General features: G+C 68.9%; 14 protein-coding genes. 4 read left to right on the top strand and 10 right to left on the bottom strand.

Translation table 11 applies throughout. The annotated features are described in order from the left end of the window. Positions 1 to 465: 465 nt before the first annotated feature. Positions 466 to 1,107 carry a DNA-3-methyladenine glycosylase gene (locus ABZ707_RS00005; protein ID WP_360165111.1) on the bottom strand — a complete coding sequence of 214 codons (642 nt, stop codon included), beginning with the start codon at positions 1,105 to 1,107 and terminating at the stop codon, positions 466 to 468. 74 nt (positions 1,108 to 1,181) lie between these two features. Here ABZ707_RS00005 and ABZ707_RS00010 point away from each other — a divergent pair, with 74 nt between their 5' ends. Both ABZ707_RS00010 and ABZ707_RS00015 read left to right on the top strand, forming a co-directional pair. After that, positions 1,182 to 1,964 carry a sporulation protein gene (locus ABZ707_RS00010; RefSeq protein WP_360165114.1) on the top strand — a complete coding sequence of 261 codons (783 nt, stop codon included), beginning with the start codon at positions 1,182 to 1,184 and terminating at the stop codon, positions 1,962 to 1,964. Positions 1,965 to 2,150: 186 nt separating this feature from the next. Next, positions 2,151 to 2,663: an HNH endonuclease gene (locus ABZ707_RS00015; RefSeq protein ID WP_319680233.1), complete on the top strand. Its 513-nt coding sequence runs from the start codon at positions 2,151 to 2,153 to the stop codon at positions 2,661 to 2,663. 99 nt (positions 2,664 to 2,762) lie between these two features. On the opposite strand, the gene ABZ707_RS00020 is transcribed toward ABZ707_RS00015, so the two are convergent. The 4 genes from ABZ707_RS00020 to ABZ707_RS00035 all read right to left on the bottom strand — a co-directional run bounded on the left by ABZ707_RS00020 (position 2,763) and on the right by ABZ707_RS00035 (position 5,889). Next, positions 2,763 to 3,539, bottom strand: a complete 777-nt coding sequence (locus ABZ707_RS00020; RefSeq protein WP_360165118.1) for a sulfite exporter TauE/SafE family protein — start codon at positions 3,537 to 3,539, stop codon at positions 2,763 to 2,765. A gap of 59 nt (positions 3,540 to 3,598) precedes the next feature. Then, positions 3,599 to 4,528: an SPFH domain-containing protein gene (locus ABZ707_RS00025; RefSeq protein WP_319680235.1), complete on the bottom strand. Its 930-nt coding sequence runs from the start codon at positions 4,526 to 4,528 to the stop codon at positions 3,599 to 3,601. A 90-nt stretch (positions 4,529 to 4,618) separates the two neighbouring features. Continuing rightward, entirely contained in the window at positions 4,619 to 5,047 is a 429-nt protein-coding gene (locus tag ABZ707_RS00030) for an NfeD family protein (RefSeq protein ID WP_360165121.1), read from the bottom strand. 50 nt (positions 5,048 to 5,097) lie between these two features. After that, complete coding sequence (locus tag ABZ707_RS00035) at positions 5,098 to 5,889, bottom strand: ABC transporter ATP-binding protein (protein WP_360165124.1); 792 nt, start codon at positions 5,887 to 5,889, stop codon at positions 5,098 to 5,100. Between the two features lie 127 nt (positions 5,890 to 6,016). On the opposite strand from ABZ707_RS00035, the gene ABZ707_RS00040 reads away from it, so the two are divergent. Next, a complete protein-coding gene (locus ABZ707_RS00040) occupies positions 6,017 to 6,814 on the top strand; it encodes a hypothetical protein (protein WP_360165127.1) in 798 nt (265 codons plus the stop codon). A gap of 138 nt (positions 6,815 to 6,952) precedes the next feature. Here the strand turns inward: ABZ707_RS00040 and ABZ707_RS00045 are convergent, their stop codons facing one another. From ABZ707_RS00045 to ABZ707_RS00060, 4 genes are all read right to left on the bottom strand, one after another. Further along, entirely contained in the window at positions 6,953 to 7,189 is a 237-nt protein-coding gene (locus ABZ707_RS00045) for a chaplin (RefSeq protein ID WP_360165130.1), read from the bottom strand. 90 nt (positions 7,190 to 7,279) lie between these two features. Next, positions 7,280 to 7,525: a chaplin gene (locus ABZ707_RS00050; RefSeq protein WP_360165133.1), complete on the bottom strand. Its 246-nt coding sequence runs from the start codon at positions 7,523 to 7,525 to the stop codon at positions 7,280 to 7,282. A 138-nt stretch (positions 7,526 to 7,663) separates the two neighbouring features. Next, positions 7,664 to 8,308, bottom strand: coding sequence for a response regulator transcription factor (locus ABZ707_RS00055; protein WP_360165136.1), 645 nt, complete (start codon positions 8,306 to 8,308; stop codon positions 7,664 to 7,666). Continuing rightward, the gene (locus ABZ707_RS00060; protein ID WP_360165139.1) at positions 8,301 to 9,446 is read right to left on the bottom strand and encodes a GAF domain-containing sensor histidine kinase; all 1,146 of its coding nucleotides are present in this window, start codon (positions 9,444 to 9,446) and stop codon (positions 8,301 to 8,303) included. The genes ABZ707_RS00055 and ABZ707_RS00060 overlap by 8 nt, the downstream gene beginning before the upstream one ends. Before the next feature lie 568 nt (positions 9,447 to 10,014). On the opposite strand from ABZ707_RS00060, the gene ABZ707_RS00065 reads away from it, so the two are divergent. Beyond that, complete coding sequence (locus tag ABZ707_RS00065; RefSeq protein WP_360165142.1) at positions 10,015 to 10,818, top strand: transglycosylase SLT domain-containing protein; 804 nt, start codon at positions 10,015 to 10,017, stop codon at positions 10,816 to 10,818. Positions 10,819 to 10,922: 104 nt separating this feature from the next. On the opposite strand, the gene ABZ707_RS00070 is transcribed toward ABZ707_RS00065, so the two are convergent. Further along, positions 10,923 to 13,460: an FHA domain-containing protein gene (locus ABZ707_RS00070; RefSeq protein WP_360165145.1), complete on the bottom strand. Its 2,538-nt coding sequence runs from the start codon at positions 13,458 to 13,460 to the stop codon at positions 10,923 to 10,925.

A 13,460-nucleotide genomic window follows, 5' to 3' on the forward strand; every position in this document is an offset into this window, starting at 1 on the left:
TGACTTTTGGCACGCTGTTGAGTTCTCAAGGAACGAACGCTTCCTTCAGCCCCGTCTCCGGGCCCTCCGGGCGCTTCCCTCCGGTACTTCATTTCATTCTGTACTTCGTGTTCCCGACTCTATCAGATGCTTTCGTATCCGATTTCCCCGGCCGGCGGGGCCGCCTTCCCGGTTCCCGCTTTCGCGTTTCCCTTTCCAGCGATTCCGACTCTACCAGATTCATTCAGCTGTTCTAGCCGCTTGAATTCCGATGGCCTTTGGATTGGCCTTTGCCTTTCGGCTGTCACCACGTTAACCGATTCGTGGTGGCTCTCATAATCGAGCCGTCGAATCTGAATTCCGGCATGCCGGAAGCCATACCCGTCAGGGTCGGTCGTCAGTGATGGGTGGCCGCTCCGGGGGCTGCTGAACAGCAGGACCCGTGTCAAGCGGCTTGGGCTACGTTAGGCGGATGAACGGGACAAGTCAAGTTCGGCGGCGCCGTGGCGCATGGGCGCGGTAGGGACTTACCGAGGGATCCCCCTCGATCCAGAAGCGCCAGGGGTGAACAGCGCCGTCGCCGCCCACTCCGGTGCGAGGCCCGGCGCTGACCTGGCGGTCCTCGACGGGGGTGCCCCTCAGCACGGAGAGCGGGGCCTCGGGGCCCGCGCACACGTCCGTGCCGTTGAGGGACCGGTCGACGTCCAGAGCGGTGGCCAGCCGAGCCGGGCCTTTGGCGAGTTCTCTGTCATGACGGGCCGAGAGCCGACGCTTCCGGGTCAGTTCGGCGCCGACCAGAATCTGCCCCGCTCGCAGCAGGACTCCGCCCGCATGGCCCTCGGGTCCGCACACCAGGTTGAGGCAGAACCACATCCCGTAGGTGAAATAGACGTACGCGTGACCGGGCGGCCCGAACATCACGCCATTACGGGCCGTGGGACCGCGGAAGGCGTGCGACCCCGGGTCGATCGCGCCGGCGTACGCCTCCACCTCGCTCAGTCGGAGCTCGATGGGACCGTCGTCCGTGTTGCGTCTCAGCGTGCGGCCGAGCAGGTCGGGTGCCACCTCAAGAACCGGGCGGTCGAAGAACTCCCGGGGCAGCGGGTCACGGTCGGCGCTCTCGATCATGGCTTCTGAGGGTACCGGGGAACCGGCTACCGTCGTGGCGCGTATGTAGGGGTCAGGATCAAGAAGGAGTGAAGATGGGCTTCAAGAAGCTGCTCGCGAGTCTGGGCGCCGGTGGCGCGTCCGTCGAGACGGAGCTGACCGAGTCGAACGTCGTACCCGGTGGCGTGGTTCAGGGCGAGGTACGCCTCCAGGGCGGTTCCGTGAACCAGCAGATCCAGGGACTCTCCGTCGGCCTTCAGGCGCGGGTCGAGGTCGAAGGCGGCGACCAGGAGGTCAAGCAGGACATCGAGTTCGCCAAGGAGCGCGTCGGAGGCGCCTTCGAGGTGCAGGCCGGAGCGGTCCATGTGGTGCCGTTCGGTCTGGAGATCCCCTGGGAGACGCCGATCACGACCATCGGCGGACAGCAGCTCCGCGGGATGAACATCGGCGTGAGCACGGAGCTGGACATCGCGCGGGCGGTGGACTCCGGCGACCTGGACCCGATCAACGTCCACCCGCTGCCGGCGCAGCAGGCGATCCTGGACGGCTTCGTCCAGCTCGGCTTCCGCTTCAAGAGCGCGGACATGGAGCGCGGAGTCGTGCGCGGGACGCGCCAGCGGCTGCCGTTCTACCAGGAGATCGAATTCCTGGCGCCGCAGCAGTACCGCGGGCTGAACCAGGTCGAGCTGACCTTTGTCGCGGACGACCGCGAGATGGACGTCATCCTGGAGATGGACAAGAAGCCGGGGCTGTTCAGCGAGGGCAGCGACTCGTTCCGGGCCTTCCAGGTGGGTCTCCACGACTTCCAGAACACCGACTGGGCCGGTTATCTCAACCAGTGGCTCGCCGAGGTCGGCGGCCGCCGCAACTGGTTCTGAGCGCGCGGCTCGTCGCCGGGTGCGCCGCCGCCGCCGAGAGCCGACCGTTTGTCTTTTGTTTGCCCTGCCCTGGTCTTGGAGAGATCAGGGCAGGGCATTTTTTAATGTGTTGTCCCTCTCGGCGTGCCCGGCCAGAGTTGATCCAAGCCCGCCGGGCGGCGGGCCGGCACACGGGAGGTGGGCGGGATGCGGGACACGCTGGTACTGAATGCGAGCTTCGAGCCGCTGTCGACGGTGACTCTCAACCGTGCGGTGGTGCTGGTGCTGCAGGACAAGGCCGTTGTCGAGCAGGCCCATCCCGGTCTTCGTGTGCGTGCCGCCGCCGTGGAGCTTCCGGTGCCCCGGGTGATCCGGCTCTGCCGGTACGTCCGGGTGCCGTTCCGAAGACAAGCTCCGTGGTCGCGACGGGGTGTACTGATACGGGACCAACACCGCTGCGCCTATTGCGGCAGGCGCGCGACAACGGTGGACCATGTGGTGCCGCGGTCCCGGGGCGGCTCGGACAGCTGGCTGAATACGGTGGCGTCCTGCGCCGAGGACAACCACCGCAAGGCGGACCGTACGCCCGAGCAGGCGGGGATGCCGCTGCTGCACCACCCCTTCGTGCCGTCCCCGGCGGACGCGATGCTGCTGTCGCTGCGGGCCGGTGAGCGCTCGGAGCTGCCGAGCTGGCTGGCGGGGGTCCAGCCCGCCGCGTAGGAAGCCGAAAGACCCTACCCGCGCCCGTGGGCCCGGGACGCCTGCGAAAAGCCCGCCCGTACGCCGGGGCGGGCTTTCACGCGTGCACGGGCCGCCGCCTCAGCCGTACCGGCGGACCACCAGCTGGACGATGGCGACCACACCGACGACGACGATCAGCGCGCGCAGGGCCACTGGCGGCAGCCGCCGGCCGATCCTGGCTCCGAGCTGGCCGCCGAGGGCCGAGCCGACCGCGATGAGCACGACCGCCGTCCAGTCGAAGTCCGCCACAAAGAGGAAGAAGAGCGCGGCGACCCCGTTGACAACGGCGGCGAGGATGTTCTTGACGGCGTTCAGCCGCTGGAGGCTGTCGTCGAGCAGCATGCCCATCAGGGAGAGATAGATGATCCCCTGGGCCGCGGTGAAGTAGCCGCCGTAGACGCTGGCGAGCAGGAGCCCGCCGAACAGCAGCGGGCCGCCGGCGGGCCGCGCCCTGACGCCGGTCCGTGCCCGGCGGGCCTGGACGGCACTGGCGAGCCGGGGCTGGATGATCACCAGGACCAGAGCGAGCGTGACCAGGACGGGCACGATCGTCTCAAAAGCCGTCGAGGGCAGGACGAGCAGCAGTGTGGCGCCGCCGAGTCCCCCGAGGAGAGCGGCGGCGCTCAGGCGCAGTACGCGGCGGCGCTGGCCGGCGAGTTCGGCCCGGTAGCCGATGGCTCCACTGATCGATCCCGGTATCAGGCCTAGTGCGTTGGAGACGGTGGCCGTGACCGGCGGGAGGCCCGTCGCGAGCAGGACAGGGAAGGTGATCAGCGTGCCGGAGCCCACCATGGTGTTGATGGTTCCGGCGCTGATGCCCGCGACGAGCACGGCGAGCATCTCCCAGTTGGACACGGTCTCCCCTTCGGTGATCGATGCAAAGTGCACCGATCATGCCCGAAGCGGCCGGTTGATCATTCCACCGGGGGGTCCTGACGGCGTTCCTTACCGGTGTTGAAGCCCGGCGCGCCGGAGCCGAGGTTGCCGAAGGCCCCGCTGAGTCCCTTGAGTGCGTCACCGATCTCGCTGGGCACGATCCAGAGCTTGTTGGCGTCGCCCTCGGCGATCTTGGGCAGCATCTGGAGGTACTGGTACGAGAGAAGCTTCTGGTCCGGGTCGCCCGCGTGGATCGACTCGAAGACCGTACGGATGGCCTGGGCCTCGCCCTCGGCGCGCAGGGCCGCGGCCTTGGCCTCACCTTCGGCGCGCAGGATGGCGGACTGCTTCTCGCCCTCCGCGGTGAGGATCTGCGACTGGCGGATGCCTTCCGCGGTGAGGATCGCGGCGCGCTTGTCACGGTCGGCGCGCATCTGCTTCTCCATCGAGTCCTGGATGGAGGTCGGGGGCTCGATGGCCTTCAGCTCGACGCGGTTGACGCGGATGCCCCACTTGCCGGTGGCTTCGTCGAGGACACCGCGCAGGGCCGCGTTGATCTCCTCGCGGGAGGTGAGGGTGCGCTCCAGGTCCATGCCACCGATGATGTTCCGCAGGGTGGTGACGGTGAGCTGCTCGATCGCCTGGATGTAGCTGGCGACTTCGTAGGTCGCGGCGCGGGCGTCGGTCACCTGGTAGTAGATGACGGTGTCGATGTTGACGACCAGGTTGTCCTGGGTGATCACAGGCTGCGGCGGGAACGGGACGACCTGTTCACGGAGGTCGATCCGGTTACGGATCGAGTCGATGAACGGCACGACGATGTTCAGGCCCGCGTTGAGCGTGCGTGTGTACCGCCCGAAGCGCTCCACGATGGCGGCGCTCGCCTGCGGAATGACCTGGATCGTCTTGATCAGGGCGATGAATACAAGCACCACCAGGATGACCAGGACGATGATGATTGATGACATCGCGTTTCTCGGGCCCTTCGCCGCCGGATGTTCCGATGATCGAGTTTCTCAGACCGAGGGCCACCATGGGGACTGTTCGGCCGGGTTGACTCACATGACCACGGCTGTCGCTCCGTCGATCTCCACGACATCGACCTGTTGGCCCGGTTCGAACGCCGTATCGCTGTCGAGCGCGCGGGCCGACCAGATCTCACCGGCCAGCTTGATTCGCCCGCCGCTGCCGTCGACCCGTTCCACGACGACGGCCTGACGGCCTTTCAGCGCGTCGATTCCGGTGGCCAGTCCGGGGCGCCCTCTGCTGTTGCGCGCCGCTATGGGACGTACGACGGCGATCAGCGCGACGGACACCGCCGCGAACACCAGGACCTGCGCGACCACCCCGCCGCCCAGCGCCGCGACCACCGCGCCGGCGACCGCTCCGGCCGACAGCATGCCGAATTCGGGCATCGCCGTCAGGACGAGCGGGATCCCCAGCCCGACCGCGCCGATCAGCCACCACACCCATGCGTCGATTTCCACGCGTTCATGGTAGGTCCGGCGATCCCCGTACGGACAGGGGCGAGTTCAGGTCAGCCGAGCGGAAGGCCCTGTGCCGTCCAGCGGTCGCCGTTGCGCTCGACGACCAGCGGGAGGCCGAAGCAGAGCGAGAGGTTGCGGGAGGTCAGTTCCGTCTCCATGGGGCCGGCGGCGAGCACCTTGCCCTGCCGGATCATGAGGACATGCGTGAACCCCGGGGCGATCTCCTCGACATGGTGCGTGACCATGATCATGGAGGGCGCGTACGGGTCGCGGGCGAGCCGGCCGAGACGCCGTACCAGGTCCTCCCGGCCGCCCAGGTCCAGGCCGGCGGCGGGCTCGTCCAGGAGCAGCAGTTCGGGGTCGGTCATCATCGCGCGGGCGATCAGGGTGCGCTTGCGCTCGCCCTCGGAGAGCGTGCCGAACTTACGGTCCAGGAAGTCGGTCATGCCGAGGCGGTCGAGGAAGGCGCGGGCGCGCTGCTCGTCGACCTCGTCGTAGTTCTCGTGCCAGGTGGCCGTCATCCCGTACGCGGCCGTGAGGACGGTCTGAAGAACCGTCTGGCGCTTGGGAAGCTTTTCGGACATGGCGACGCCCGCCACGCCGATGCGCGGGCGGAGCTCGAAGACGTCGACCTTGCCCAGCCGGTCACCCAGGATCCGCACCTTTCCCGCGGTCGGGAAGAGGTAGCTGGACGCGAGGTTGAGCAGGGTGGTCTTGCCCGCGCCGTTGGGGCCGAGGATCACCCAGCGCTCCCCCTCCTTGACCGACCAGGAGACATCGTCCACCAGAGCGCGTCCGTCGCGGACCACGGATACGTCCACCAGCTCCAGTACATCGCTCATGAGCGCGTTGTCTCCCCATGCAATCGTCTTGAGGTTCCGGGTGCGCCTGTAGGCACAGCTCCCAGAGGAAAACCTACGCCACCGGTCGGGTGGTCCGGCCCTGAGGTCCGTTCCCTAGGCTGGGGCCATGCTTTCGCAACCACGCTCAGGACTGCTGGCCGCTTGGGGAAATGCCCTTTTGGCTGGATTTGTATCTCCGGATGACGCCGCACTCGCCGTGGTCGGCGATGACGCGGTGCACCGGGTGGAGGGGCTGCCCGGCGAGACAGGGCCCGTCGGGCTCACGCTGGCGCTGGGGCGGCTGCGTGCGCTCGGTGTGACGGGGTACCGGGTCGCCCTGCCCGTACCGGGGCATCCGCTGGGGCTCAGCGGGCCGCCGGAGTTCAATGGACGGGCGCTGGAGGCGGAGGAAGCGGTGATCGCCACGGGCGCTCCGTACGGGCTGGTGCCCGAGGTGACCTCGGTCGGTCCGGAGGGGGACCTGCATGTGGAGGTCCTCTGGCACTGTCTGCCGGTACGGGACGCGCCGCCGGCGGACGTGCCCTCCCTCGGGGAGGCGGAGCGCGAACTGGCCGAGGCGCTGCGGGAAGCGACGGAGGTGCTCTCGCGGCTGGATGTGGCGGCTTCGGGGCCGGTGGCAGAGGCGGCGCTGGACGCGTACCGGGCGCGCGCCGGGCGGGGCCGCGAGGTACTGGCTCCCGGTTATCCGCCGCGGGCGATGCGGGTGCTCGAACTGGCGCAGCGGATCGGGCTGCTGGTCTCCCTGGCCTACGAACACGGGCACGGCGGGGCGGTGAGCGCGTCGGAGATGGCGGCGCGGAGCGACGCGCTGCGGCCGGTGGAACGGGTGGCGCGGCGGGCGCAGGTGGCTTCGTACAACGCGTTTGTGGAGGAGCGGGAGGGCGGCAGGCCGCCTCTTCGCTGAGGGAGTCGGCGGTGCGCGCTGCTGGATCTCCGGGCCCGGCGCGGTCGGATGCCGGGGATGGCGCAAGGCCCCGGGCCCTCGCCGGGAACGGCGGGGGCCACGGGGCCTCGGGAGCACATGACGCGTGGCGTCAGCGCGTCAGCGGTTGACCGAGTGGTTGCCGAACGCCGGGTTCAGCAGGCCGATCACACTGATCGTGTTGCCGGTCACACTCACCGGGACGTGCACCGGGACCTGGATCACATTGCCGGAGACCACACCCGGGGAGAGCCTGGCCGAGCCGTGGGCGTCGGCGGCGGACGCCGCGCCGGCGGAGGCACCCGCGGCGAGACCGGCGGTGACGAGGATCAGAGCGGCCTTCTTGGCAGCCTTCATGGGATGTTCCTTAATCGAGTGCGGAACGGTTCGGTGCGATGTGCCGGGGCCGTTCCATAACGGCGGATACGAAGGGCGCGCGGAGGCGCGTCAGCGGTTGAGGCCGCCGTTGCCGAACGCCGGGTTGAGGGCGCCGATCACACTCACGGTGTTGCCGACGGCGTTCACCGGGACATGCACCGGGGCCTGAATGAGGTTGCCGGAGACAACGCCCGGGGACTTGACGGCCGCACTGTGCGCCTGCGCACCGCCATGAGCGGACGCGACACCCGCACCGGCGGCGACGATGCCACCCGCGATCATGGTGAGAGCGGCGGCCTGCTTCAGGTTCTTCACTTCTTGATCCTCCTCGCGCTGACTGCGGCGGTACACCGCAGCACGCCATGGAGAACGCCCGACCGACGATCAGGATGCGCCGTACGAGTGACATACACACGACGGTATGAATCTCCGACCGGGGGGCGACGTTCCGGATCAGCCGGTAATCCCATGTCGCACGGCCCAGAGCGCCGCCTGAGTGCGGTCAGAGAGGTCCAGCTTCATCAGGATGTTCGAGACGTGCGTCTTGACAGTCTTCTCGGAAAGCACCAGGGCCCGGGCGATCTCCCGGTTGGAGCGTCCGTCGGCGATCAGTGCGAGCACCTCTCGCTCGCGCTCGGTGAGTGACGTCCCTCTGCCCTGGCCGCCACCGGGGTCGTCCTGCGCCAGCAGCGCGCTCGCGACCTCGGACTGGAGCAGCACGTGCCCGGCGTGCACGGAGCGGATGGCACCGGCCAGCGCCTCGGGATCGACGTCCTTGTAGACATAACCGGAGGCTCCGGCGCGCAGTGCGGGAACGACGGTGCGCTGTTCCGTGAAGCTGGTGACGATCAGGACCCGGGCCGGGTTGTCGAGTTCACGGAGCTTGCGCAGCGCCTCGATGCCGTCGGTGCCGGGCATCTTGATGTCCATCAGGACGACATCGGGCAGGAGTTCCTCGGCGCGGGCGACGCCCTCGGCGCCGTCGGACGCCTCGCCGACCACCTCTATGTCGTCCTGGACCTCCAGGAACGTACGGAGTCCGCGCCGGACCACCTGGTGATCGTCCACCAGCAGCACACGAACGGTCCTGTCAGCCACCGGGCACCTCCATCTCGATCGTGGTGCCCATGCCGGGCGCCGAATCCACGGTGAGTCCGCCGCCCACACCACTGGCCCGGTCGCGCATGGAGACCAGGCCGAGATGGCGGCCCGCCCGGCGGACCGACCCCGGCTCGAAGCCCGTGCCGTTGTCGGTGACGCCGAGGACCGCGCCCTGGCCGCGACGGCCCAGAGTGACGTCGACCCGGTCGGCGCCGGAGTGGCGCAACGCGTTGTGCAGCGCCTCCTGCGCGACCCGCAGCAGCGCCTCCTCCTGGGCGGCGGGCAGGGCCCGTACGCCGTGGCAGGTGAAGGTGACCCGGGCGGAGTGGGCGCGGTCGAGCACCTGGATCTGGTTGCGGAGCGTATGGACCAGTCCGTCCTCGTCGAGGGCGGCGGGGCGCAGCTCCACGACGGCGGCGCGCAGTTCGTCGGCCGCCTCGGCGGCGAGGGAGGCGACCTGCTGGAGCTCGTCCTTGGCACGGTCCGGGTCGCGGTCCACCAGCGCGGCGGCGGCCTGGGCCGTCAGACGCAGGGAGAAGAGCTTCTGGCTGACGGCGTCATGGAGCTCGTGGGCGAGGCGCGAGCGCTCCTCGGCGATGGTGAGTTCGCGGCTGCGCTCGTACAGCCGGGCGTTGGTGAGGGCGATCGCGGCGTGCTGGGCGAGGATCGAGAGCAGTTCCTCGTCCTCCTCGGTGAATCCGCAGCCTCCGTCCGGCTTGGGACAGCGCTTGTTGGCGAGGAAGAGCGCGGCGATGGTCTCGTCGCCGTCCCTGACGGGCAGGCCCAGGAAGTCGGACATGTCCGGGTGGGCGGTGGGCCAGCCGCCGAAGCGGCTGTCCTTCCGTACATCGGCGAGGCGCTCGGCCTTCTCCTCGTGGAGCATCGCGGCGAGGATGCCGTGCTGGCGCGGCAGCGGGCCGATGGCCTTCCACTGCTCGTCGCTGACCCCGTCGACGACGAACTGGGCGAAGCCTCCGTGATCGTCCGGCACTCCGAGGGCGGCGTACTCGGCGTCGATCAGCTCGCGGGCCGAGGCGACGATCGTCTTGAGGACGTCGCGCACCTCCAGATGCCGGCTCATCGCGAGGAGCGCGGTGCTCACGGCCGCGAGGCCCGAGCTCGGTCGGTGGCTCATTGCTTCACCGTACCGGCGGGGCCCAAGGGGGCGTATCGGCCCCGGGACCGCCTCCGATCAGGACCAATGACCTAGGGCCTCTCGTCCGGATCTCGCTGGGCTCGCGTGCCCCGGCGCCGCGCCCCGCGGCGTTGTCGGCGGAGGGGGAGCCGGATCCAACCGAAAGACCCCAGGGCCCGCGCGCGGTACGAAGGCCGGTCGTACGCGGGCGCCGTACGGGATGCGCCTCTGGCAGCAGCCCGGGAACCGCCGCCTCATCCTTCCGGACGAGACCGCTCACCCTTTGCATTGCTTCAGCAACCTCCGGTGAGGTCGACCCCCCTCCCATGTGAGCCCGCGCATAGGACCTACATCACTTACGACTGTCACTAGTCGATAAAAGAGAGGGCCGTGAGCTTGCGATAAGGGGGAAATGGGATGGTTCCGCACCTCCCTGTCCCACTATGCCGGGTCGTACGTCACACCATTGCCACAAGATTTTGCTGCCGCTAAGAATTGCGTTCGTCGCCGCCGAGCAGGCTGGCCGTCCGGCCTCCGCGACTCCCGCTATTCGAAGAGGTACGTCTCTATGTTCCCGTCACGCACCCCTGACCTCAGTCGCCTGAACAAGACCCACAAGGCATCCATCGCCGGCGTCGCCGCCGCGGGTGTCGCGGCCCTCGCGTTCTCGCTGGTTCCCGGCAACGCTTCCGCCGAGCAGTCCCTCGCCACCACCCCGGTGGCATGGAGCACGACCACGGACAGCACCCAGGCCTCGGCCGTGCGGGCGAGCATCGCTCAGCAGCACGTCACCGCGGACAAGGTCGCCAAGGTCGAGACCGCGGCCAAGGTGAAGGACGCCGCGAAGGCGAACTCCGCCGCCAAGGTCGCCGCGCAGGAGGACGCCAAGGCGCAGGCCGAAGCGGCCGCCAAGGTCAAGGCCGCCACGAAGGCCAAGGCCCAGGCCGAGCTCAAGGCGAAGGCGGCTGCCAAGGCCAAGGCCGTGGCGAAGGCGAAGACCAAGGCCGCGAAGGGCCACCCCAAGGCCAAGGCCGCGGCCAAGCCGGTCTACGCGAACAACCTGGACGGCTGGATCCGCGAGTCGCTCGCCATCATGAAGGCCCACGGCATCCCCGGGTCCTACGACGGTCTGCACCGCAACATCATGCGCGAGTCGAGCGGCAACCCGAACGCGATCAACAACTGGGACATCAACGCCCAGAACGGCATCCCGTCGAAGGGTCTGCTCCAGGTCATCCCGCCGACCTTCGCGGCCTACCACGTCGCCGGCACGCCGAACAACATCTACCACCCGGTCTCGAACATCGTGGCCGCCGCCAACTACGCCGCGGACAAGTACGGCTCGATAGACAACGTCAACAGCGCCTACTGAGCCTGCCGCGTACCGGCGCGCAAACGCGCACCGACGCCGGAAAGGGCGGCACCCCGTGCGGGGTGCCGCCCTTCGTCGTGCCCGGCTCCGGAAGCCCGTCCGCGCTACTTGCGCATGACCTCCGGCTCGTGGCGGCGCAGCAGGCGCGACACCACGACACCGCAGACGACACCCATCAGCAGCAGAATGCCGATGTTGATGCCCCACTGGCTCACCGAGTGGTCCCACAGCGGGTCCAGGTCGTTGGGGTTCTGCGGGTCCCACGGCGGCATGAGGTGCGCGAGGTCCAGGGTCGTGCCCGCGCCGGCGATCGCCCAGCGGGACGGCATCAGCCAGGCGAACTGCTCCAGGCCCGGCGAGCCGTAGACCTGGAAGAGGATGCCGGTGAAGACGACCTGGATGATAGCGAACATGACCAGCAGCGGCATCGTCTTCTCGGCGGTCCTCACCAGCGACGAGATGACCAGGCCGAACATCATGGAGGTGAAGCCGAGTGCGATCACCACCAGGCAGATCTCCACGGCCGGCGGCAGGATCAGGCCCTCTTCCGGCATCTCGCGCGTGGCGAAGCCGATGGCGCAGAGGATGACACCCTGGAGTGCGGTGATCACACCGAGGGTGATGACCTTGGACATCAGATAGGCGGAGCGGGACAGGCCGGTGGCCCGTTCCCGTTCGTAGATCACGCGCTCCTTGATCAGCTCACGGACCGAGTTGGCCGCGCCCGAGAAGCACATGCCGACCGCGAGGATCAGCAGGATCGTGCCTGCCTTGCCGTTGAACTTGGCAGGCGGTGTGGGCGCCGCGAGGCCGAAGTCGGCCGGGATGACCACACTGACCACGCCGAGGACGGCCGGCAGGATCAGCATCAGAGCCATGAAGCCCTTGTCGGACGCGATCACCGAGGAGTAGCGGCGGATCAGCGTCCAGAGCTGGGAGCCCCAGCTCTGCGGCTTCGGCGGACGCATCTGCTGCGCGGGCGGCTGTACGGACTGCGCGGCGACGGCGTCGATGTCCGCCGCGTACATCTGGTAGTGCTGCGAGCCGCGCCAGCGGCCGGCCCAGTCGTAGTCGCGGTAGTTCTCGAACGCCGAGAAGATGTCCGCCCAGGTGGTGTAGCCGAAGAAGTTGAGCGCTTCCTCCGGCGGGCCGAAGTACGCGACGGCACCGCCGGGGGCCATCACCAGCAGTTTGTCGCAGCTCGCCAGCTCGGCCACGGAGTGGGTGACGACGAGGACGGTACGGCCGTCGTCGGCGAGGCCGCGCAGGAGCTGCATGACATCGCGGTCCATGCCCGGGTCGAGGCCGGAGGTCGGCTCGTCCAGGAAGATCAGCGACGGCTTGGTGAGCAGTTCCAGGGCCACGGAGACGCGCTTGCGCTGGCCACCGGAGAGGGAGGTGACCTTCTTGTCCTTGTGGATGTCCAGCTTGAGCTCGCGCAGCACCTCGTCGATCCGGGCCTCGCGCTCGGCGTCGGCCGTGTCGCCGGGGAAGCGGAGCTTGGCGGCGTACTTGAGCGCCTTCCTGACGGTCAGCTCCTTGTGCAGGATGTCGTCCTGCGGGACCAGACCGATGCGCTGGCGCAGCTCGGCGAACTGCTTGTACAGGTTCCGGTTGTCGTAGAGGACATCGCCCTGGTCGGCCGGGCGGTAGCCGGTCAGCGCCTTGAGCAGCGTGGACTTGCCGGAGCCCGAGGGGCCGATCACCGCGATCAGCGACTTCTCGGGCACACCGAAGGAGACGTCCTTGAGGATCTGCTTGCCGCCGTCGACCGTCACGGTGAGGTGGCGGGCGGAGAAGGACACCTCGCCGGTGTCGACGAACTCTTCGAGCCGGTCGCCGACCAGGCGGAAGGTCGAGTGGCCGACGCCGACGATGTCGTTGGGACCGATGAGGACGGTGCCGGACTTGGCTATCGGCTGGCCGTTGACATAGGTGCCGTTGTGGGACCCCAGGTCACGGATCTCGTTGCGGCCGTCGGGCGTCGCGGTGAATTCGGCGTGGTGGCGCGAGACCTGGAGGTCGGAGACGACCAGTTCGTTCTCCAGCGCGCGCCCGATCCGCATGACGCGGCCAAGGGAGAGCTGGTGGAACATGGTCGGGCTGCGGTCGCCGTGCGCCGGCGGGGCCCCCGCGGCGCCGCCCGGGCCCGGCGTCCCCTGCGGTCCCGGCGCCTGCTGGTGGAACGGGGCACCGGCGCCGCCCTGCCGCGGGACCTGCGGCTGCTGCCAGTCCTGCTGCCCCGCGGCGGCGCCCTGCTGGGCCGCCCAGCCCTGGCCGTCCTGCTGCCGGCCCGGCGCGTGGGCCTGCTGCGGAGCCGCGCCCTGCGGGCTGTACGCGGCGCCGGTGAGGCTCAGCCTGGGTCCGTCGGTGGCATTGCCGAGATACACGGCCGACCCGGGACCTATGTCGGTCTGCTGGACGCGCCGGCCCTGCACATACGTGCCGTTGGTGCTGCCGTGATCCTGGATCCCCCAACCACGGCTCCCCCAGCTGATGGTGGCGTGACGCCAGGAGACCCTGGCGTCCTCGATCACCAGGTCGACCTGCGGATCACGCCCGAGGGTGTACGACCGGGACGGATCGAGCGTCCAGGTTCTTCCGTTCAATTCCAGTACGAGTTCCGGCACTCCATGCCCCAC

Source organism: Streptomyces sp. NPDC006923, assembly GCF_040635655.1.
GTDB lineage: Bacteria > Actinomycetota > Actinomycetes > Streptomycetales > Streptomycetaceae > Streptomyces.

Excerpts from the sequence above, each read along its gene's own strand:
- ABZ707_RS00015 (WP_319680233.1), top strand. The coding sequence starts at position 2,151 with ATGCGGGACACGCTGGTACTGAATGCGAGCTTCGAGCCGCTGTCGACG.
- ABZ707_RS00065 (WP_360165142.1), top strand. The coding sequence starts at position 10,015 with ATGTTCCCGTCACGCACCCCTGACCTCAGTCGCCTGAACAAGACCCAC.
- ABZ707_RS00010 (WP_360165114.1), top strand. The coding sequence starts at position 1,182 with ATGGGCTTCAAGAAGCTGCTCGCGAGTCTGGGCGCCGGTGGCGCGTCC.
- ABZ707_RS00005 (WP_360165111.1), bottom strand. The coding sequence starts at position 1,107 with ATGATCGAGAGCGCCGACCGTGACCCGCTGCCCCGGGAGTTCTTCGAC.
- ABZ707_RS00060 (WP_360165139.1), bottom strand. The coding sequence starts at position 9,446 with ATGAGCCACCGACCGAGCTCGGGCCTCGCGGCCGTGAGCACCGCGCTC.
- ABZ707_RS00035 (WP_360165124.1), bottom strand. The coding sequence starts at position 5,889 with ATGAGCGATGTACTGGAGCTGGTGGACGTATCCGTGGTCCGCGACGGA.
- ABZ707_RS00045 (WP_360165130.1), bottom strand. The coding sequence starts at position 7,189 with ATGAAGGCTGCCAAGAAGGCCGCTCTGATCCTCGTCACCGCCGGTCTC.
- ABZ707_RS00025 (WP_319680235.1), bottom strand. The coding sequence starts at position 4,528 with ATGTCATCAATCATCATCGTCCTGGTCATCCTGGTGGTGCTTGTATTC.
- ABZ707_RS00040 (WP_360165127.1), top strand. The coding sequence starts at position 6,017 with ATGCTTTCGCAACCACGCTCAGGACTGCTGGCCGCTTGGGGAAATGCC.